The sequence below is a fragment of the Thiorhodovibrio frisius genome, assembly GCF_033954835.1.
GTDB classification, from domain to species: Bacteria; Pseudomonadota; Gammaproteobacteria; order Chromatiales; family Chromatiaceae; genus Thiorhodovibrio; species Thiorhodovibrio frisius.
Genome location: NZ_CP121471.1, coordinates 3150183 through 3171046, shown reverse-complemented (window position 1 = coordinate 3171046; position 20864 = coordinate 3150183). Strand labels below are relative to the sequence as shown.

At 60.6% G+C, this 20864-nt stretch carries 13 protein-coding genes and 3 pseudogenes; 9 read left to right on the top strand and 7 right to left on the bottom strand.

Going from position 1 to position 20864, the window contains the following annotated elements:
* Positions 1–17: 17 nt before the first annotated feature.
* The gene (locus Thiofri_RS14510) at positions 18–3305 is read right to left on the bottom strand and encodes a type I restriction endonuclease subunit R (RefSeq protein ID WP_051023744.1); all 3288 of its coding nucleotides are present in this window, start codon (positions 3303–3305) and stop codon (positions 18–20) included.
* Positions 3306–3649: 344 nt separating this feature from the next.
* On the opposite strand from Thiofri_RS14510, the gene Thiofri_RS14505 reads away from it, so the two are divergent.
* The 3 genes and pseudogenes from Thiofri_RS14505 (at position 3650) to Thiofri_RS14495 (ending at position 4537) form a co-directional block, all read left to right on the top strand.
* Entirely contained in the window at positions 3650–3832 is a 183-nt protein-coding gene (locus Thiofri_RS14505) for a hypothetical protein (RefSeq protein ID WP_040854550.1), read from the top strand.
* A gap of 86 nt (positions 3833–3918) precedes the next feature.
* Positions 3919–4259, top strand: a pseudogene (locus Thiofri_RS14500) (type II toxin-antitoxin system RelE/ParE family toxin).
* The gene (locus Thiofri_RS14495) at positions 4256–4537 is read left to right on the top strand and encodes a helix-turn-helix domain-containing protein (RefSeq protein WP_009147030.1); all 282 of its coding nucleotides are present in this window, start codon (positions 4256–4258) and stop codon (positions 4535–4537) included. The pseudogene Thiofri_RS14500 and the gene Thiofri_RS14495 overlap by 4 nt, the downstream one beginning before the upstream one ends.
* A gap of 256 nt (positions 4538–4793) precedes the next feature.
* On the opposite strand, the gene Thiofri_RS14490 is transcribed toward Thiofri_RS14495, so the two are convergent.
* The 4 genes and pseudogenes from Thiofri_RS14490 to Thiofri_RS14480 all read right to left on the bottom strand — a co-directional run bounded on the left by Thiofri_RS14490 (position 4794) and on the right by Thiofri_RS14480 (position 8898).
* Complete coding sequence (locus tag Thiofri_RS14490) at positions 4794–5819, bottom strand: restriction endonuclease subunit S (RefSeq protein WP_143741756.1); 1026 nt, start codon at positions 5817–5819, stop codon at positions 4794–4796.
* Between the two features lie 141 nt (positions 5820–5960).
* A pseudogene (locus Thiofri_RS24810) lies at positions 5961–6146 on the bottom strand (hypothetical protein); the annotation flags it as partial.
* On the bottom strand, positions 6143–6487 hold the full coding sequence (locus tag Thiofri_RS14485) for a DUF1016 N-terminal domain-containing protein (protein ID WP_009147032.1): 345 nt from the start codon (positions 6485–6487) through the stop codon (positions 6143–6145). The gene Thiofri_RS14485 and the pseudogene Thiofri_RS24810, both read right to left, overlap by 4 nt.
* On the bottom strand, positions 6487–8898 hold the full coding sequence (locus tag Thiofri_RS14480) for a type I restriction-modification system subunit M (RefSeq protein WP_009147033.1): 2412 nt from the start codon (positions 8896–8898) through the stop codon (positions 6487–6489). Before Thiofri_RS14480 ends, Thiofri_RS14485 begins: the two co-directional genes overlap by 1 nt.
* Positions 8899–9257: 359 nt before the next feature.
* On the opposite strand from Thiofri_RS14480, the gene Thiofri_RS14475 reads away from it, so the two are divergent.
* Positions 9258–12038 (top strand): mechanosensitive ion channel domain-containing protein, encoded by a 2781-nt coding sequence (locus tag Thiofri_RS14475; RefSeq protein ID WP_009147034.1) that lies wholly within the window; start codon positions 9258–9260, stop codon positions 12036–12038.
* 187 nt (positions 12039–12225) lie between these two features.
* Here Thiofri_RS14475 and Thiofri_RS14470 read toward each other — a convergent pair whose 3' ends face one another.
* On the bottom strand, positions 12226–12429 hold the full coding sequence (locus tag Thiofri_RS14470; protein WP_009147035.1) for a cold-shock protein: 204 nt from the start codon (positions 12427–12429) through the stop codon (positions 12226–12228).
* A 262-nt stretch (positions 12430–12691) separates the two neighbouring features.
* Complete coding sequence (locus Thiofri_RS14465; RefSeq protein ID WP_143741757.1) at positions 12692–15199, bottom strand: methyl-accepting chemotaxis protein; 2508 nt, start codon at positions 15197–15199, stop codon at positions 12692–12694.
* A 588-nt stretch (positions 15200–15787) separates the two neighbouring features.
* Here Thiofri_RS14465 and Thiofri_RS14460 point away from each other — a divergent pair.
* The 5 genes and pseudogenes from Thiofri_RS14460 to Thiofri_RS14440 all read left to right on the top strand — a co-directional run bounded on the left by Thiofri_RS14460 (position 15788) and on the right by Thiofri_RS14440 (position 20790).
* Positions 15788–17212, top strand: a complete 1425-nt coding sequence (locus tag Thiofri_RS14460) for a glutamate decarboxylase (RefSeq protein WP_009147037.1) — start codon at positions 15788–15790, stop codon at positions 17210–17212.
* 195 nt (positions 17213–17407) lie between these two features.
* Positions 17408–19267 (top strand): glycerophosphodiester phosphodiesterase family protein, encoded by a 1860-nt coding sequence (locus tag Thiofri_RS14455; protein ID WP_009147038.1) that lies wholly within the window; start codon positions 17408–17410, stop codon positions 19265–19267.
* A complete protein-coding gene (locus tag Thiofri_RS14450) occupies positions 19260–19514 on the top strand; it encodes a type II toxin-antitoxin system Phd/YefM family antitoxin (protein WP_223296662.1) in 255 nt (84 codons plus the stop codon). The genes Thiofri_RS14455 and Thiofri_RS14450 overlap by 8 nt, the downstream gene beginning before the upstream one ends.
* Positions 19432–19638: pseudogene (locus Thiofri_RS14445) on the top strand (PIN domain-containing protein); the annotation flags it as partial. The gene Thiofri_RS14450 and the pseudogene Thiofri_RS14445, both read left to right, overlap by 83 nt.
* Before the next feature lie 705 nt (positions 19639–20343).
* Entirely contained in the window at positions 20344–20790 is a 447-nt protein-coding gene (locus tag Thiofri_RS14440; RefSeq protein WP_407702901.1) for an IMP dehydrogenase, read from the top strand.
* Positions 20791–20864 lie beyond the last annotated feature (74 nt).

Here is a 20864-nt window from a genome sequence, read left to right as displayed (position 1 = left end):
CAACCGCCTGATTCAGATCACAGCCTGGCATCCCGAGCCCTCGATGCTGTTGACGCTGTCGATGCCTGGGCCGCCAGTAGCATGTCGAACACCACTCGCTGAAAGCCTGCTTGTAGCTCCTTGCTGTTGAGGTACTGGGTCATCTGGTTCTGGTGCGCTTCGCCGCTGTCAATCACGGCATCATCCAGCGCACCGGGAAAGTCACCGAGCAGCGCCTGTTCTGCGGAGTTGTTGGCGATCTGGTGCATCACCCGCTGATTTTCGCTGAGCTTGTCGCGAATGGTGTAGGCGTAGTTGATCAGGTCCCGGTCTGTCAGGCCATCGGTGACGAACAACTCATTGAGCCGGGTGATGATCTGCGACAACCACTCTTCTTCCTTGCTCCTAGCCTGGCCCGTGCCGAGTGCGGCGGCGGGGTAGAGGCCGGCCTCGTCGCCATCTTTGACCATCAGCAGATCCTGCTGCTTGATCTTCGATAAGCGATAGTGACTCAGCTCGACTGAGCTTAGATCGATGGGGTCATCGGTCGGGGCGTCCTCACGCAGTAGCGGTGCCAGATGGCGGGCGTAGAGGCTCAGCTTTTCCAGATCCTGGCTGTCGTAGTCGACGATCTGCGACATGAACTCGTAGTAGCGCGTGAGCGCCATCAAATCCGCCTTGAAGAGGCCGAGCGCGTCCAGTTCGCGCTTGGCGGCCTTCATGTCCGTTTCGGCATTGGCGATGAAAATCGCGTCGTTGAGCGACTTGGCGTGCTCGAACAGCTTCTTGTGCTTTGCAAAGTCGGCGCGGGCCTCGGTGAAGCGTCCTTGCCAGCGCTCGACGGCCGGTTTGCACAGGCTGCTGATAGCCGCGTTGCTCTTGCTCTTCATGAAGAAGACCTCGCTGAACCGCGTGACCTCCGTCCACAAGAAAATCCCCGCCGCGCGCAGCTTCTCGTACAGATCCCAGATCAGGTTCGGGTCCGACACATCCAGCAGTTGCGCGGTCTGGTAATACTCCTGAAAGGCCGCTAGCACCTCGTCCGGCTCGTTGAAAAAGTCGAGGACATAGGTCTCCTGCTTGCCCGGATAGACGCGATTCAGACGCGACAGGGTTTGCACGCAGTCAACGCCGCCGAGCTTCTTGTCCACGTACATGGCGCAGAGCTTGGGCTGATCGAAGCCGGTCTGAAACTTATTGGCGACGATCAGGACCTGATAGTCGTCGGTGTCGAACGCATCGCGCAGATCCCGCCCCTTGAGGCCAGGGTTCATGCCGCTCTCGGTGAAGGTCTCGCCGAGCAGCCCATCGACGTGCGGATCGGTGGCGCTGAAGCTCAGATCACCGGAAAAGGCCACCATCGCTCGCAATGGGTGATAGCCCTTCTTCTGGATGTACTTGTCGAACTCCAGCTTGTAGCGCACCGCCTCCTTGCGCGAACCGGTCACGACCATGGCCTTGGCCTGACCGTTCAGGAGACCCATCACCCTGTCCCGAAAGTGCTCAACGATAACCAGCACCTTCTGGGCGATGTTGTAATCGTGCAGGCGCACCCACTGATTGAGCTTCACCTTGGCCTGCTTGCTGTCGACCTCGGCATCCGCGCTGGCCAGCTTTTGCGCCAGATTGTAGGCGACCTTGTAGCTGGTGTAGTTCTTCAGCACATCGAGGATATAGCCCTCCTCAATGGCCTGACGCATGCTATAGACGTGGAAGGCTTGTGGCTTGTTGAGTTTCGACGGCGGTTCCTCGGGGTAAGGCCGGCGGCCGAACAGCTCCAGCGTCTTGCTCTTGGGCGTGGCGGTGAAGGCGTAGTAACTGAGATTGGGCGAGGCCCGGCGCGACTCGACACTGGCCGTCAGCAGATCCTCGGCGCTGATCTCGGCCTCCTCGTTCGGTGCCGCGCTGGTCAATACCGCCTTGAGCTCACCCGCCGTTCGGCCCGACTGCGACGAGTGCGCCTCGTCGGCGATGATCGCGTAGCGGCGCGCTTTCAGGCTGACGCTGTCCTCAATGGCCTTGAGCACGAACGGAAAGGTCTGGATGGTCACGATGACAATGGGCTGGCTGTGCTCCAGCGCCTGGGCGAGCTTCTCGGACTTGGTGCCTTGCCCTTCCTCGCGGTTGATGCGCCCCACCACGCCGTCGGCATGCTCGAACTGATAGATGGTGTCCTGAAGCTGGTCATCGAGCACCGTGCGATCAGTCACCACAATGACCGAATGAAACAGCTTCTGGCCAGCATCGTCATAGAGCGACGCGAGCTGGTGCGCGGTCCAGGCGATGGAATTGGACTTGCCGGAGCCCGCGCTGTGCTGGGCCAGATACTTGTGACCGGGGCCTTCCGCGCGGCTGGCCGCGACCAGCCGGGTGACCAGATCCCACTGGTGATAGCGGGGGAAGATAAGGGTTTCCCGTTTGATCTTGCGCCCGTCCCAGCCCTCTTCAGTCGTGATTTCCAGATGGATAAAGCGCCCGATGATCCGCAGGATATTGGCGGGCGCCAGCACATCAGTCCACAGATAGGCGGTGGCGTAGCAGTCAATGTCCTCGGGCGCATCATTGCCCGCGCCGCCGTCTTTGGTGCCCTGATTGAAGGGCAAAAAGCGTGTCGCCGCGCCCGCCAGCCGGGTGGTCATCCAGACCTCGTACTGGCTGACCGCAAAATGCACCAAGGCGCCGCGCTTGAAGCTGAGCAGCGGCTCGGGCTTGTTGGTCTCGGGGTCCTTGGGTAGACGTGTTGTCTTGTACTGCTTGATGGCGCTCTCGACCGCCTGCTTGAAGGCGCTCTTCAGCTCCAGGGTCACAATCGGGATGCCGTTTAAGAAAAGCACCAGATCGATACGCCACCGCTTGGCCTTCTTGCCCGTGGCCTCAAAGTGCTCGCTCGTCGCATTGGGGCTATAGACTAGCTCCGGCACCAGACGCAGGAGATTGCCCTGGTACATGGCCAGGGTGTCGGGGTTCAGGTCATGGTCGGGCTTGAACTGGCAGAGCTTGAAGGAGGCCGACTTATCGCGCAGCTCATGGCGCAACACGCCCAGGGTGCCAAAGCTGCGCAGGTTCTTGTCGGAGGCGGTCGGGTCCGCCTTGCCGAGCTGAGCGGCTAGCGTGTTGACGAACGCCTGTTCGGGGTCGCTCGGGTAGAGCGTCTGGTATTTCGTCCAGGTCTTCGGCTGCGTGGTCTTGACGTAGGCCAGACAGTCCGGGGTATAGAGCGCCAGCGCGCGGTCGTAGTGAGCCGGATCGCCGAGCTGCCAACCGCCGTCGACCATCTGGTCGATGATATCTTGCTGAAAGGCGGATTCCTTGGCGTCGGCGTTCATGGTGTTTCTGTTTCTCACTTTGCCCTTTGACATTTCGGCTCGTTCTGGGCCGGGTGACGGCCACGGGGGACGCCGTGAATACATCCCTGTAGGCTTCCCGGCGGCGTCCTGCCGCCGAGATCCCCGTGGCCGTCACCCGACCCAAAACCGACAACCAGTGTGCGATTAGTTTATTACAAGAACACGGCAGCGCCGGGAATTATCGACATCAAGGTCGCATCCAAGCAAACTATCGTAGATGATACAGGCTGTTGTTATCGAGTAAGTCGTAGACGATGAAATTCGAGTATATCGTGTTCGGCTAATCAGCGCCCGAAAGGCGACTCGAAAGGAGCGCGCATTTTATGAATTCGAAGCCAGATACTGAGCCGGAAGACGACATGGAGGACGAGTACGACTTCGCCGCGATGGAAGGTGGTATCCAAGGCAAGTATGCCGGCGAATTCAACGGCACCACCACGGCAATTGTGCTCGACTCTGATGTGGCGCAGGTGCTCAGTGATCAGGCAGATAGCCTACAACAATAGCGCAACATTCGACTGCGGAATGTGACCAGATCAATTTGGCAGACAGTGTCTGCACTATCTCAGGCGATTGAAAAAATACTTGCCCAATTGCTGATCCCAAACCCGTCGAATTCCGAGGCACTGCCCTTGATGACTTGCGCAATCTTCCCGCTGCAGCGCGGCGCGAAGCGGGTTATCAGCTTGATCGGCTTACAGCATGGGCAGGAAACCCGACGACTGGAAGCCGATCAAGGAGGTAGGTGCGGGGGGCAGGGAAATCCGCATTCGGGACGCGGATGGTGCGTTTCGAGTCATCTATGTGGCCAAGTTATCAGATGCCATCTACGTGTTGCACTGCTTTCAGAAAAAAACGCAGAAAACCGCGAAAGCGGATCTGGATTTGGCCAGGGACCGCTATCTCGATCTGATAAGAGGTTTACAAACGTGAGCAACGAACGATTCGCCAGTGTGTGGGACGCTATTGAGGGCACACACATGGAGGCTGAAAATATGAAGTTGCGCTCAGCACTGATGATGGCGCTCAAGAGCACCATCGAACGATCCGGCATGAGTCTGGCAGAGGCTTCATCGCTCTTTGGTGTTACGCAACCGCAGGTATCCGACCTGATGCGCGGAAAGATCAACCTGTTCAGTTTTGATGTTTTGGTCAACATGGCATCAACGGCTGGGCTGCATGTCGACATATGTGTATCCAACGCTGCCTAGGCGTATGTACCGCCACTTTGAGCGCCTTTGCTCAGTTTTTGGCGTCAGCGGCGAGCTGGTGGCGCTGCGCGGGATTGCTGAGTCCTGGTCTCTCTCTCGTTCCCACGCTCTAGCGTAGGAATGCAGTGCTGCCGCTCCAGCGGCGCGTCTTATACGTACCCATCGCCCACGAGACGCTGGAGCGTCGTGACTTGCTCCCACGCTGGAGCGTGGGAGCCAAAAAGCCAAAAACAGGCGGCTTCTTTGGTATCGGCGCTCATGCGGCCTCTGCTTGGGCTGCGGCATCAGGGGCCTTCCAGCCACGCACGTCGATTTTGCCGGTGACGGCGGCGGAGATGAGGGTGGTGCGTCGTTCGCGAAGGAGTTCGGTGGCTTGACTGGAACTCTCGATTAGTTTGTCGAGCTTTCGACCAGTTCGATCTACTTCGGCGAGTATTTCAGCCTGCTCATTCAGAGGAGGATATGGAACGGGGAGATTACCGAGGATCTGCATATTCAACCCTTCCATTGTCGATCCCTGGGCCGTAAGCTTCATCCTAGCCTGGCTCAGATCGCCCAAAAGCGACTGACAGAGAAAGGCGGGGAGGATTCTTGTCATGTCGGCCTTGTACCTTACCAACCGTGGGTTGATGATGCCCCTCTCGACATTCATGGGGACTACCGCCACTCTCCCAATGGTGCCCATCACGGTTATCAGCACATCATCCGGAAAGACTTCATAACGGGTCATCTCAGCGAACTTTCGCTCGGTAATGTAGTAGTCACCAACAGCAAAGTCACCAGCGATTGCCTGTTGCTGGCCATAGACTCGGATACCGCTCTGCGAGTACATCGCCTTGGTGAGGGACGAACCATAGGGGCCTGATGTGGCGCCGTGCGTTAAGTGTTTGAGCCGCACCACTTTCCAATGTGCCGGAACCTCGCCTAGCCATTCGACGCCGGAATCGCGCATAGGGGCGTCGGGGTTCAAGCCTTTGGTGACTGCATGGCTGATGACGGCCTGACGTTTCTCTTTGAGCAAGGCGATGAGTTGCTGCTGCTTCTCGATCAGCGCATCGATCTTCGCCGTTTCGTAGTCGAGGAACTTGGCGATTTGCAAAGCCTCCTCGAACGGCGGGGCGAGTAGGTCTGCATTCTTGATCAATTCCTGATTTAAAATGCGCGCTCCGTAAATATTGGTAGCAGCATTCTGAATGACAAAAATCGGAAAGGCGTAGTACAGGTAGTCAAGCGGGAGGCCAGTGTCGTCCAGAAACGAAGCTATGGCTTCGTTGGTGTACATGTCTGTGCCAGCAAAAGCGACGGTTCCAACTGAGAGCTTGAAGCTATAGAGTAGCGATCCCTTCGGTGTTATTTCCATAGATGCCGTGGAAGCAGCGGCATCTGAAATTCGTTTCGCCGTGTCGAGAATTACCTTTGATTTGAGGTCGGATATATTCGCCCAAAGGTTATTTCCCTCGAAATTTGCATCATTTTTGGTTGGAGGTGTCCAGCCAACTTGGAAAGGCGCCTCGTGCTTTACTTTGGTTACCTTCCAATGAGTAGGAACTTGGACAAGCCAGCTAATGCCAGAGTCACGATAGCTAGAGTACTGTGAGTTTAGGCTCACAAACGCACCTCGCGCATGATGAGGCGGTGGTGAGTCCAGCTCAAATTGCTACGCAGTGCGTAGCAATTTGAGCCCTCCGGGTAGGTGAGGAAGAATTGACGGAAGTTGCGGAGATTCGGGTAAGAGAACCCCTTCCCCAAGCTGGCGCCAAGTTCCTTGGAGAGTGCCTTCAGAAGACCCTCTCCATAGGTGGCTTTTTCCGATCCACCTTGTTCTTCCTCGACGATCCGTTGCCCGATACGCCAGTATGCTTCGACCATGGCCGAGTTGACCGCTTGGGCGGTCTTGCCTCTGGCCTGGCTCAAGATGGCCTTGATGTCCGCGCAAATATCCGAATCCATCACGAATGCACCTCCCGCAACATCTCCATAATCTCGGCACTCAACACATCCAAATCGGCATCAATCTCGGCCAGATCGCGCGGTGGCTGGTATTGGTAGAAGTGCCGGTTGAAGGGGATCTCATAGCCGACGATGCCGATCTGCCCGTCGCGTTCATCGCATTTGCTGGCGTCGATCCAGGCATCCTTGACGTGCGGGGCGACCTCTTTGTTGAAATAGGCCTCGTTCACGGCGTTCACATTCCCGCCACGGGCGGTCTCAGCGGTGAGCGGCACGTCTTCGGCGTCGCGTAGGTTGCTGTCGGGCTGGAACTGGACGATCTGGCCCTGGTAGGGAAAGGCGCCGTAGATCGGCCCGGCGACTGCGGTGGCCTCCGTTGGCTTGAGCACCTTTTTGATGACAGGCTTGGCGTCGGGGTTGGTCCAGGTGACGGCGTCGAGCAGTTGCTTGCGCTCCTTGGTGTCCAGCTTGATGTCGGTCTGTTTGAGCGCCTGCTTGAGCGTCCGCTCGAAGGCGTTGAAGTCGTGGCAAGGCTCGGTTCCGATCACGGTCTGGATCTGCTTGGCCTTGTTGAGCAGTGCCTGCTGCGTCAGCCAGGTCTTCGGGGCCAGCAGGTCTTTGATCTGGGCTTCTTTGAGATCCTTGAAGTCGGCCTTGATCAGGGCGCGCACCTCGGCTTCGACCTCGGCGAGCTGGCCGTAGCCTTGGCCTGTCGTGCCGCCGCTGGGCGCATCGCTCCAGCCTTGACCGAATTGCGCGTAAACGCTCTGCATTGCGGCATTGAGCGCGCCGCTGGCAAAGCGCAACTCGGCGAGGCGCGTGTCGGTGAACTGCACCGAGAGCCGCAGCGGGCGCTCGACGCTGATGCGCCGGTAGCCGAATGCGTGGCTCTCGAATATCTTGCTGCCAAAGGTCTTCTTCTCGGCTTTTTTGGCTGTTGCCGACGGGCGACCGCGCTTGGCTGTGCTGTCTTGGGGGCCGCCATGCGCTGGCGGCTCAGGGTCCAGGCTGTAAGGTTCAATAGCCTCGAAATTGCCGAAGGTGCGGGTGATCAGGGCGATATCGTCCTCACCGAGCTGTTGCCGTTTGGAGCCAAGGCTTTTGCGCATCTTCTGGTACAGATGCACGCCGTTGATGAGCTGCACCTTGCCACGGCGTGCGGGTGCCTTTTTGTTGGACAGTACCCAGATGTAGGTGGCGATGCCGGTGTTGTAGAACATATCCGTCGGCAGGGCGACGATGGCTTCGAGCAGGTCGTGCTCGAGTATCTGGCGGCGGATTTCGCTCTCGCCGCTGCCGGCGCCGCCGGTGAACAGGGGCGAGCCGTTGAGGATGATGCCGATGCGCCCGCCGCTCTTGCCACCGCCGTCCCCCTTGGCGTCATTGGGATCGTAGTCGCGCATCTTGCTGAGCAGGTGCATCAGAAACAGCAGCGAGCCGTCGCTGACACGCGGCAGGCCGGGGCCGAAGCGCCCGTCGAAACCCTTGAGCTTGTGCTCGTTTTTGATCTCGCCTTCGACCTTTTTCCAGTCCACGCCGAAGGGCGGATTGGACAACATGTAGTCAAACTTATCGGCCTGGAGCTGGTCGTCGCTGAGCGTATTGCCGAGCTTGATACGGCTCACGTCCTGGCCCTTGATGAGCATGTCGCCCTTGCAGATGGCGTAGCTCTCGGGGTTCAGCTCTTGGCCGAAGGCGCGCATCACGGCATTGGGGTTTAGCTCGTGGACGTATTCCATGCCACTGGACAGAAAGCCGCCGGTGCCCGCGGTGGGGTCGTAGATGGTGCGGATGATGCCCGGTTCGGTCAGGGCGTCGTCGTCTTCCATAAACACCAGCGCGGTGGTCAGGCGCACGATGTCGCGCGGGGTGAAGTGCTCGCCAGCGGTCTCATTGGAGCTTTCCGCGAAGCGCCGGATGAGTTCCTCGAATACCAGACCCATATCGTGGTTGCTGATGGTCTTGGGGCTGAGGTCGGTGCTGGCGACCTTCTGCACCACTTTGAACAACAAATTAGCCTCGTCGAGCTGAGCGACGAACTCACCGAACTTGAAGTGCTCGAAGATCTCGCGCGCGTCCTTGGAGAAGCTGTCGACATAGGTCAGCAGGTTGCTCTTGATGTCGGAGCTGCCGAGCTTGGACAGGTCCATCGGCGAGACGTTGTAGAAGGACTCGGCGGCGGCTCGCAGCAGGAACTTCTCGCGCGCCGCCTCTTCGAGCGTCGGCATGGTCTTGAGCTTTTCGATCTGCTCAAGCACGGCATGTTTGCGCGCCTCAAGCACGCATTCGAGACGCCGCAGGATGGTAAAGGGCAGGATGATGCGACCATACTGCGATTGTTTGAAATCGCCCCGCAGCAGGTCGGCGAGGGACCAGATGTAGGCGGCGGTGTGGGAGAAGTTGGTGGTCATACTGCGGCCCGGCAGGCTGGACCCGTCTTGCGGCCCGGTTGATCATCTATTGGTTGATTCCTGAATGGCAATGTACTGGCCCCCCGAATGGGTGACAAGCGATGAAGCGCCCTGACCGGGAACCTTGAGTCAGGCATTGGGCCGAATAATCGGTGCTTGAGGATCGAGCAGCGCTGGTCTTGTGTGCGAGAGCTCGGACAAGAAAGCCGGTTACAATGACTGCGAATACTCGCGTGCCTGCCGGCAACGTCATCATCCCGGTCAGCAGCCCGCTGACCGCGGCTAGCGATTCGCGGGCGCCTGAATCGCGCCCCGTCGTCCTATCGCCAAGACTCCCATTCGACCTTTGTGGACTGCTCATGAATTTCAGAATCCTTTTCGTTGCCTTGTCGCTTCTCCTGCTGCCGCTGTCCGTGCTCGCCGAAAGCACCGAGGCAAACGCCGAGACGAGCGCTGAAACAGCTGGCGAGACCGGCGCAGATACCAGCGCCGAGACGAAGGCCGAGGCCGCGGATAAGGATGCCGAGGACGTGCGCGATAACTCGACCTTGGCTTTCGATCCCGCCGCGATTGGGCTGCCCGGGCTGCCGCAGCCGATGCGCTCGGCAGAAGATTTCCAGGCCGGCATCGATTTGATCAATACCCGACTGTCCAAGCTGGAAAACGCGCTTGAACAGGCGCAGGCCGAAGCGGCTGCGGCGGCTGAGACCGGCGTAGGCGCCGAAGAGGCGGCCGGGGGGCTAGATGCGCAGGAGTCCGGATCTGAATCCGACTCTGACTCCGGCCCGGACTCGGAGGTCCAATCGTCGACGCCAGATGCTGCGGCCGAGGCGATCGCCGGCCAAATCGAGCTTCTGCGCCAGTTGCGCATCGCCGTGCAGCGCCGCGCGACCCTTGCCGAGCGCATGGCGGACATCGGCAACGAGGTCGCGCAGCGGCAGGCGCAGCTTGAAACCATCAAGCAGGAGGGTGTCGCGCTGGAACCGCCGTTCTCCATTTCGCAGCTCGACCAGCAACAGGCCGAACTCGGCCTGAAGCAGGCCATGGAAGACGTTGCCGAGACCCGCCTGGATACGGCATCGCGGCGTCTGGTGACGCTGGAGAAGGCCGTCACCAGCGCAGTGCGCGAGCGACGCACCGCGCGCGATCAAATGGCCGCGGCCGAGGATGACGACATGCCGCAAGCCGAGCGCGCCGCGCTGGCGCGGACGCTGGAGCTGGCGCGACTGCGCGAATTGCTCGCCCGCCAGCAGCTCACGGCGGGCGAAGGCGCGGTGGCGCTGGCGCGCCAAGACAATGATCTGGCCGAAGCCGAGCAGCAAGTGCTGGAGGCGCGCCTGGCGTTTCTCGACGCGCGCGCGGAGCTTTCGCCGGAGATGCTCGAGCAGCGCCTGGCGGAACTGACGGACACCGAAGCCGAGATGCGCAAGCAGATCGAGGCGCTGGAGCGTGACGGGGACCGGGCCGAGTCCGCGCTCTACGAGGCGCGGCGCCGCTTGGCTGATGCCACGGAGGATGCCGACAAGGCCGCACTAGAAGCCTGGGTGACGGCGCGTCAGGCCCAACTCGACGCGGCGCGCAACGGGGTCGACTCCCTGACCGCTGCAATCACCGATCTTGGACAGATGCGCCAGTTATGGCAGGCACGCTTCGAGATGATGCAGTCGCCCGATTCCATCAATGGTGCCGAGCAACTGCGCGATGCCATCAAGGCGCTCAACGAGGCGCGCGCCGAGAAGGACGACATCGAGCGCCGCCTCAATGCCCTGCGTGCGATTCAGCTCACCCAGTCACGCGCTTTGCGCGACCCGACGCTGGATACGCAGGTGCGCGAGGCCATGACAGCGCGTGCCGCCGCGCTGGATGCCGCCGAGCAGCATGGCCGCGAACTGCTCGAGACCAAGGACGAGCTGATCGCGCTGCTGCAGGGTATACGCCACCAACTCGAGGGGTTGGTCGAGAACACGAACGTCAGCCTGCAATGGCTCCAGGCCAAGGAGGCGATGGCGGGCTGGTGGGATGCCGAGCTGATCGTGATCAACGACCAAAGCATCCGGGTGCGGGAACTGGCCCTTGCTCTGGTGATCTTCACCCTCGTACTGCTCGTCCTGCCGACCGTGCGGGTGCTCGCGCGCCGGGCGCTGCGAAAGCTTGATACCACCTTGGCAGAGGCCGAGCAACGGGATCTGCGTTTGGCGCTGACGGCTATTGCCGGCAATACCAGTCAGCTATTCGTGCTGATCGCGGCCTTTTATGTGGCCATGGTCTTTTCCGGGTTGGCCAGCCCAACGGTCAAAGACTGGCTCTGGACCCTGTTGGTCATCGCCTTCTACATGCAACTCGGCGCATGGGCCAACGCGGCCATGTTTGATTACTTCAGCCGCAAGCGCACGCGCCAGGAGATGCGTGATCCATCAACGGTGACCGGCTACGGTCTGCTGATGTTTTTCATTCGGGTCGGTATCTGGATCAGCGTGGTGGTCTCGCTGCTCGTTTACTTCAGGTACCCGGTTGCCGGCCTGGTCGGCGCGCTCGGTGTGGGCAGCTTGGCGGTCGCCTTCGCGGTGCAGAACATTCTGGGCGATGTGTTCAGCTCCATGGCGATTATCCTCGACAAGCCGTTTCGCGTCGGCGATTTCGTCAAGGCTGGCGAGACCGTCGGCACCATTGAGCTAATTGGCATCAAGACCACCCGCATCCGCAGTCTTTCCGGGGAGCAGGTCGTGCTCTCAAACAGCGATCTGCTCAACAGCCGTATCCATAACTTCAAATACTTCAGAGAGCGCCGGATCTCGTTCAACATTGGAGTGGTGTATCAGACCCCAAGGGAGCTGCTCGAGCGCATCCCGGACATGATTCGCCAGTCCATTGAGGAGCAGCCGCAGACGCGCTTTGATCGCGCGCACTTCTTCGCCTTCGGCGATTTCTCCCTCAACTTTGAGATTGTCTACTACGTGCTAACGCCGGATTACGCCATTTACATGGACATCCAGCAGGGCATCAACCTCGGCATCCATCGCCGCTTTGAGGAGGTTGGCATCGAGTTTGCCTATCCGACCCAGGAGCTGATTCTGCGTCGTGCGCCCATGGCAGCTGCGGCTTTTACTGCCGTGCCCGCGAGCCAGCATGCGTCTGGCTGAGGGTGCCTAAGCCTTGGTAGGCCAGTTGCGGGAAATGGAGTGATTTTGGGTGGATGCTGGTCAGCGCCATATTGGGCTCGGGGCCCAGGGTGACTCAGGCGGGACTCTCACCCGCAAGAGTGCGCGGCCTTGATAGGCCGCGCTGGGCAAGGCTGTGCTGGGCTAGGCTGTGCTGGCCCGATAACACTTACTGGGGAACGACTTGGGCTGCGCTTGGACCTTTCGGGCCCTGCTCGACCTCATAGGTGACGGTTTGCCCTTCGGCGAGTGACTTGAAGCCAGAGCCTTGGACGGCGCTATGATGGACGAAAACGTCTTTGCTGCCGTCGGAAGGGGCGATGAAGCCAAAACCCTTTTCGTCACTAAACCACTTAACTGTACCTGTAGCCATTACGATTACCTCTTGGGTGAAATTGAACCTGTGTTGATGCAGACGACTATCGAGATATTTCGGAAGGATCTGCCACAGATGCTGGATAGAGGCACTACCGGAATACTACGAGGAAACACTGCACAGGGCGCAGTATGCTAAAAGCTAGGGCGTACAGCAAGATTTCTTGCAGCAAAATTGATCTCTGCCTGCCGCTGAAGCCCGTTTGAGCGTGATTTTATGATGAGCACCAATCCCGGGAGCCCCGATGCGGAGGCCGAGGTCATACCTTAAAGCGCCCGACCCGTTCGAGTTGGTCGATCGCGAGCTGCGCCAACTCTGCCGCTGCGTTGTTGATCTCGCGTGAACCCGTGGCGATCTGATCCATTGCCTGGGCGCTGTTGACCAGGTTGCGGTCGACTTCCTCGGCGACCGAGCTTTGCTCCTCGGTCGCGCTGGCAATCTGCATATTCATGTCCCGAATCAGCGCGACCGCCTCGGCGATGCTGACCAGACCAGCGCGCGCGCCCTCAGCCATCTCGGCATTCTTGTCGATCTGTCCGCGTGCCTGGTCCATGGCGCTGACTGCCTGATTGCTGCCTTCCTGCAGGCGCTCGATCATGGTCTGAATTTCGGTGGTGGAATCCTGGGTGCGGCTGGCCAGGGTGCGCACTTCCCCGGCCACGACCGCGAAGCCACGGCCTTGGTCACCGGCCCGCGCGGCCTCAATGGCGGCATTGAGCGCAAGCAGGTTGGTCTGATCGGCAATGCCGCGAATGACGTCGAGCACCTGGCCGATGTTGTTGGCATCCTGCGACAGTCGCCCGACTGCTTCCGCCGTCGATTGAATCTGACGCGCCGTGGTCTGGATAAGCGACGCTGCCTCGCTCATGGTGGACTGGCCCTGCTGGGTTTCCTGATCGGCTGCACGTGCCGCCTCGGCCGCCTCGGCCGCATTGCGCGCTACCTCGGCGACGGTGGCGGTCATTTCATTCATCGCCGTCGCCACTTGATCGGATTCCGACTGCTGCCGACCAATTTGATCGCTGGTGGAACTGCTGGTTGCGGTCAGTTCCTCGGCTGCGGTGGCCACGCGCTGGCTGGCGTCAATCACTTGCCCAACGAGATCGCGCACCCGTTTCTGGAATCGGTTAAAGGCGTGTGCAAGTTCGGCCAGCTCATCGTTTCCAGTCTCCGACAGGGTATGCGTCAGATCGCCATCGCCGTCGGCGATCTCGGTCATGGTTCCGCTAGCTGTTTTCACCCGGCGCACAATGGCGTGGGCGAGCCAGGACATGCCAGCGACACCGGCAAGCACGCTGATGATCGAGACGATGATCATGACCGCAGCGGCGTGCTGTGTCTCAGCCGCCGCTTCCTGTCCCATGGCGAGTGCCTTGGCCATTGGCACCTTGATCTGCACCGCCCAGGGTGCAGTGGTATGACCGACTTTGATCGGTTCCAGGGTGAAGATTTCCTCTGCGCCCGAGGGCGAGACGGACTCGATCTGCAGGGACTCACCACGGGCAACAGCCTGAGCGACCTGATCGCCCTGTCGGTGCAGTCCGGAAACATTCTCGCCAATCAGCTGAGGGTTGCGACTGGTCGCCACGACGGTGCCATTGTGGGACAGCACCGCCACGCTGGCCTCGCCATCGAAAAGATCCTGCGCGGCCTGCTCGACCATGCGCTGGAGCTCGCTCAGGCGCACATCGATGCCCACCATGCCGCGAAAACCACCCTCGAGCATCACCGGCGCGACTAGCGAGGTGATCATGCTCTCCTGACCCTGAATCTGCTCCATGCGCGGGTCGATGATCGCCTCTTGGCCAGTCTGCTTGGGAATCTGGTAGAAATCGCCCGCCCCGGATTCAGCGTAATCGGTCACGGCGGCCAAGACGGCGGCGCCATCCCCACCGCGGGTCCAATCGGTCATGAAACGCCCGCTGTCATCAGTGCCCGGGGTATTCACATAGAACTCGTCCTGGGCATCGAAGGCATCTGGCTCCCAGACGGTATAAACGCTGACAAAGTCCGGGTTCTCTTCCAGTACAGACTTCAGCATCTGATTGATGTCGTTGCGCGAGTAAAAGGCAACGCGATGAGACCAGACTCCGGAGCCGAGAACCCAGTTCCACTCGGGGACTAGGCGGCCAAAGGCAAGCTTGGGCTGGGGCTCGGTGCTTCCCGGCATCGGCCAGCTATAATGCATCCAGCCCTTGCCGTCATCGGCGACTTGTTCATCCATGGCGATGAAGAGGTTCTGGTTGCGCCCCATGGCATTGTCCCACTTGGGATCATCCATGACCTGGCCATCAAACTGGGGGGCGTCTGGGTGCATCACCAGGCGCGGCACCGGCTTGTGCCTGTCCTGCACCCAGATATAATTTTCGTCTTCATAGCGCATGGAGCGCAGCACATCGAGCGCTGCGGCTTGCGCTTCATCCCGCGTCATCTCGCCGCGCCGCTCGGCGGCGATATAGCGCGCGACGATAGAATTGGCCAAATCCACCGCCGTTTCCAGGCGTTTGAAGCGATAGCGAAGGCGTCCCCAATCCTCGTTGGTGAGTTTGTCGTCTGGCGGACGGACCGCCGAGACATAGGCCTGTGCCAGCGTTCTGGCTGCATCGAGCGGCACCTCTAGTGCAGCATCAATGCTCGCCGCCCTCCGACTAGCCGCATTGCGCGCTAGTTCGCGCGCCGCCTCCAACCCGGCCAAACGCTGGCTTTCCGCCATGGCCTGCATGCGCGTGACGGCATAGCCGGTGATCACGCACCCAAGGGCGATCATGCCAACGCCGGACCAAAATGCGATCCGAAACCCAATCGAATGGCGATTAAACATGACGACTCCCTTTCCGCTATCGACCCCGTCTGCTCTCATGCGCCCAAAGATCTCGGGGTTGCCGACCGCCAGGCTGGTTCGTACCCGGTTTTCGCAGGATTACAGTCAGGGGCCATTTTAGCAGCCGCAGCCAACCACTTCACTGGCGCGGCGCGGCTTAGGCCGCTTTCCGCATCTCGTGCGGATAGGGCAAGCCAAACCAAACCCTGAGGGTCCAGGATGGCAGCCGTGAGCGGAGATAAGCGTGCGTTGAATGCGATTGGGATACTCAACACATCATCGTTGCTGACCGCGTCGCTGACGCTTCGGAGATACCTTGCGGGGTTCAATCCAAAGAAATTGTCCTTACAGCGCGTCGGGCCACCGCAATGCTGGATAGGCGAAGCTTATCAACCGGCATGCAAGATGGGGCGCTGCGCTGATCCGCCCTGAAGCAGTAGACTGTCGTTCCGCTTAGTCGATTGGTCGACCTGGCTGCTGATATCTTCATGGGGTTCCGATTGCCCCTTTTTCGTTGCCGAGGAGTATTCAATCATGCCAAAGCAAGGCGTTAGCACGCAAAACGACCGGAACCCTATGTACACCCAGACAGAAAACGCCGACGACGAGACTTACGGTTCAAGCGAACTGGCCATGGGCCTGCCGAAGTCGTCCTTCCCTGATGTCGAGCGCGATCCGCGACGCATTTATGCCGCCGTCCGCGACGAACTGATGCTCGATGGGAACTCGCGGCAAAACCTCGCGACCTTCTGCCAGACCTGGGAGGAGCCCGAGATCCATCAGCTGATGGATGCCTGCATCGACAAGAACATGGTCGATAAGGACGAATATCCGCAGACCGCCGAGATCGAGGCGCGCTGCGTGCAGATGCTCGCCGATCTCTGGCATTCGCCTGCCAGCGACCACGCCGTTGGCTGTTCCACCACCGGCTCCAGTGAGGCCGCCATGCTGGGCGGGCTGGCGATGAAGCGCCGTTGGGAGGCGCGTCGCCAGGCCGAGGGCAAACCCACCGACAAGCCCAATCTGATCACCGGGCCAGTCCAGATCTGCTGGCACAAATTCACCCGCTACTGGGATATCGAGCACCGCGAAATCCCGATGGACAAGGGCCGGCTCCTGATGACGCCCGAAGAGGTGCTGAGCCGCTGCGATGAAAACACCATTGGCGTGGTGCCGACGCTGGGCGTGACCTTCACCGGAGAATACGAGCCGGTCAAGCAGATCAACGACGCACTCGACAAGCTCCAGGCCGATACGGGGCTCGATATTCCCATCCACGTCGACGGCGCCAGCGGCGGTTTTCTCGCCCCGTTCTGCGCACCTGAGCTTGAGTGGGACTTCCGTCTGCCGCGGGTGAGCTCCATCAACGCCTCGGGCCACAAGTTCGGCCTTGCACCGCTCGGTGTGGGTTGGGTGCTGTGGCGCGAAGAGAAAGACCTGCCCGAGAGCATGGTGTTCTGGGTGAATTATCTCGGTGGCAACATGCGCGACATCGCACTGAACTTTTCGCGGCCTGGCGGGCAGATTGTTTGCCAGTACTACAACTTCCTCCGCCTCGGGCGCGAGGGCTACAGCAAGGTCCACGGTGCCTGCTATCGCAGTGCCGAGTATCTGGCCGACGAGATATCGAAGATGGGGCCGTTCGAGATCGTCTTCGGTGGTGACATGGCGCGCGGCATCCCAGCGGTTTCATGGAAGCTCAAAGAGGGCACCGATCCGGGCTTTACCCTGTTCGATCTTGCCGACCGGCTGCGCGTGCGCGGCTGGCAGGTGCCGGCTTATACGCTACCGTCAAATTGTCAGGATCAAGCGATCCAAAGAATCCTGGTCCGCAACGGCGTCAGCCAGGACCTCTGTACACTGCTCATCGAGCACATGAAGGCAGCCCTGGATCATATCGAAGCCCATCCGGTTAAGGAGTCGCTCACCAGCGAAGATGCATCAGGTTTCCATCATTAAGGCTATGAGGCCAAGGCCCATCACGCGGAGAAGGTTGACGAGAGTCGAGCGCATTTCCAAGAGGCGCTTGGTGGGGATCTGCCCCATCTGGTTGTTATCGCCAGTTGGCCGAGGTGATTCAGCACCTGCTGCAAGAGACCGAGCGCTGTCCGCCGGTTGAAGTACACACTAAGGGTGAGCAAAAAAGGACCACCAATGACGCTGTTTCGAGAGATCAAAGCCGCCTACCGTGTTGCCTGGAGCTACGCGGCTCCTTTCACGCTGGTTCATCTGGCACTGCGGCTGCTCTCGGCCGCTGTAATCCTGCCCACATCCGGCCTGGTGCTGACGGTCGCGTTGGCGATCAATGGCCAGACGGCGATGACCGACCAGGACATTGCGAGCTTCCTGCTGACCCCGGCCGGATTCGCCGGCGCGCTGGCCATCATCGGCCTATCGATCATTGCCAGCGTGCTCGATCTGACCGTTATGACCAGCACCCTACGGCGCGGCGAGCATCGCGCCACCGCAGCGCTGATCTCCGGCTTGTCGCTGGTGCTGACGCGGTTCACTGCACTGTTCAGCCTGGGCGTCAGGCTGGCGCTGCGGGTGCTGTTGCTCGCCGCGCCCTTCGGTATGGCCGCTGCGGGCATTGCCTGGTTAATGCTCAGCGACTACGACATCAATTACTACCTCACCTACCAGCCGCCGGCCTTTCTGATCGCGGTCGGCCTGATCGGTGTGCTGGCACTGGTGTTCGCGGCCGTGCTGCTCGCGCAATTGGCACGTTGGGCGGTGGCGCTGCATTTTCTGCTCTTCCAGCGGGCCGCCCCCAAACGCGCCTTTGCACTCAGCGCAGCCGGGCTGCGTGGTCAGCAATGGGGCGTCATCAGCCGGGTGTTGGCGTGGGTTCTGGTCAGGATTCTGCTCGCCACCCTGGTCGCCACCCTCGGCGGCCTGCTCATCGCCGGCACGCAAGAGCTGTTTGAGCTGCACCTGCGGCTCATCATCGTCTCCACCCTCGTCATACTGGCGGCCTGGTGGCTCGCCGATGCGGTGGTTTCGGCCCTGGCGAACGGGGCGCTCGCCGTCCTCCTGGACGGGCTCTACCAGCGCGTTGGCGGCGAAGCGGCTGTCGCTGCCGAGCCTGATGCCGCCCAGCTACCACAGGCGCGCATAGTGCCGCTCCTGCTGTTATTCGTCATCGCCACCAGCCTAGTGCTGGGCGGGATCGACTTCACCGGCGATCGGCTCGAGCGCGTCGGCACCGAGCGCAGCGTCGAGATCATCGCTCACCGCGGTGCCGCTGGAGCACGGCCAGAAAATACCCTCGCCGCAGTCGAAACAGCCCTGGAGCATCAGGCCGACTGGGTCGAGATCGACGTCCAGGAAACCGCCGATGGGGAAGTCGTGGTCGCCCACGACAGCGACTTCATGAAACAGGCTGGCGTCAAGCTCAAAGTCTGGAACGCCACCCTGGCTGATCTGGCCAAGATCGACATTGGCAGTTGGTTCGACCCGGCCTATGCCGCAGAGCGCCCGCCGACCCTGCGCCAGGTGCTGCTCGCCGCAAAGGGCCGCGGCCGGGTTCTGATCGAGCTGAAATACTACGGCCATGACGTGCAGCTCGAGCAGCGTGTCGCGCAAATCGTCGACGACACCGGGATGAACGACCAGGTCGCCGCCATGTCGCTCAAGCGCCCAGGCGTCGAGAAAATGCAGGCGCTGCGGCCCGACTGGCCGCATGGCATCCTCGCGGCCACCGCCATCGGTAACCTCCCGGCAGTGCAGTCGGATTTTCTCGCGCTCAACACCGGGCAGATCACATTGGCGCTGATCCGCAAAGCACAGGCGCAGGGTAAGAAAGTCTATGCCTGGACGGTGGATGAACCGGTGACTATGGTGCGCCTGATCTCCATGGGCATCGACGGCCTGATCACCAATGAGCCGGCCCTGGCGCGCGCCGTGATGGAAACGCGCAATGAGCTCTCGACCCTGGAGCGCCTGGTGCTGTGGTTGACCGATCAGTTCGACCTTGATCGGCTCGAGCTCAGTGCCGACGTGCGCGATGCTTAGTACTCTCCGGACTGGGGGGCTCTGGTGTTTTCCGGACGATGTTGACCCTGTTGCCGACTCTGCCTCAGCAAAGGCGGCGTTTTCGGGGTTGCTGGCCGCTGTTGAAGCGGGTGAGACCCTGGCCATCACGCGCCGGGGGCGGGTGATTGCCCGGCTAGTACCCGCTCTCTCCGGTGGTCCTGGGCGAGTTGGAGTTTGGCGTCGAGAAGAGCGCTTATCGCGAGAAGAACGCGACCCGTCTCGCTGAGTTGGTGGAGACGTTAGAGCTGATTCCCATCGATGAAAGGGTCAGCCTGCGCTATGGTGAAATCCGCGCCCATCTCGAGCGCTGCGGAACCCCGATTGGCGCGAATGATCTTTGGATTGCCGCCCGAAACGGTCTATACACGCCCGCGCGGGCACCTCGTTCGCTGCGCGCCATGGAGAGCGAGGCGAAGGCGCCTAGACCCGAAGCGGCTTAGGAGGTAGGCAAAGCGCATTCCCACACGGCGTCAAGCATCTGCTCGTTGAACTCCGCAAGCGCCTGCCCTTGGTCGACTGTTGACTGATCCACTTGTCCCGGCCAGGGTGAATTATTGGCGGAGATGAAACCGCAGCAGCGCTTGGATTTTCTATCCGTTCTGAATTGGCGCTTCCCACCAGTCCGCAATCGCGCCGATATTCATTGTCACAATCTCTTCAGGCAGTCTCAAATGAATCTGATTCGACTATTGTTTGCGGCGCTTTGCATCCTGTCATTTCCTTCCACCCTTTTCGCCTTCGATGCTGGAATGCCCAACCCGCCGGCAGCCCGAGCCCGACTTCGAGTTCGATCAGCGCGTCGCCTGGCAGCCGCCGTCTCTCTCGCAGGCAACGGTGCAGCCCCTCTCGTCTGCCGGTGGCACGCTGCCCCGCAGATGCACGTGCCAGCACCATTGTACACGCGCGCCTGCACCGCCCCGACGTCCGTCAGCCCGCAGTTGGACGTTGACCGCGCACCCCACCCCCGCTAACTTCCTTCCTCGGGCCAACTTGGACGCTCAGGGTGGCTTGGATTTCCTATCCGTGTCAAAACCGGTGTTGGCTATCCCCAGCTCTTGGCCATCATCGAGTGCGCCGACGCGGCCCATGGGCTTGGCGGACACATCATCTCCGATGGCGGCTGCGCGGTGCCCGGCGATATCGCCAAGGCCTTTGGCGGCGGCGCCGACTTAGTCATGCTCGGCGGCATGCTGGCCGGCCATGATGAATCCGGCGGCGAGAGAATCGAGCGCGACGGCAAGAGCTATAAAGTCTTCTACGGCATGAGCTCGGACACCGCCATGCACAAGCACGCCGAGGGCATTGCCGAGTACCGCGCCTCCGAGGGCAAGACGGTCGAGGTGCCCTACCGCGGCCCGGTCATTAACACCGTCAACGATATCCTTGGCGGCCTGCGCTCCGCCTGCACCTATGTCGGCGCCCAAAGCCTGAAAGAACTCAGCAAGCGCACCACCTTTATTCGCGTTCAGGAACCGCACAATCCGGTGTTCGCAAATGACTGACACCCGGAATACAAGACATCACAGTGACAGTGTCGGGCCGGGTAGCGCTTCGTCGACCGAGCCGAGACCGGCGT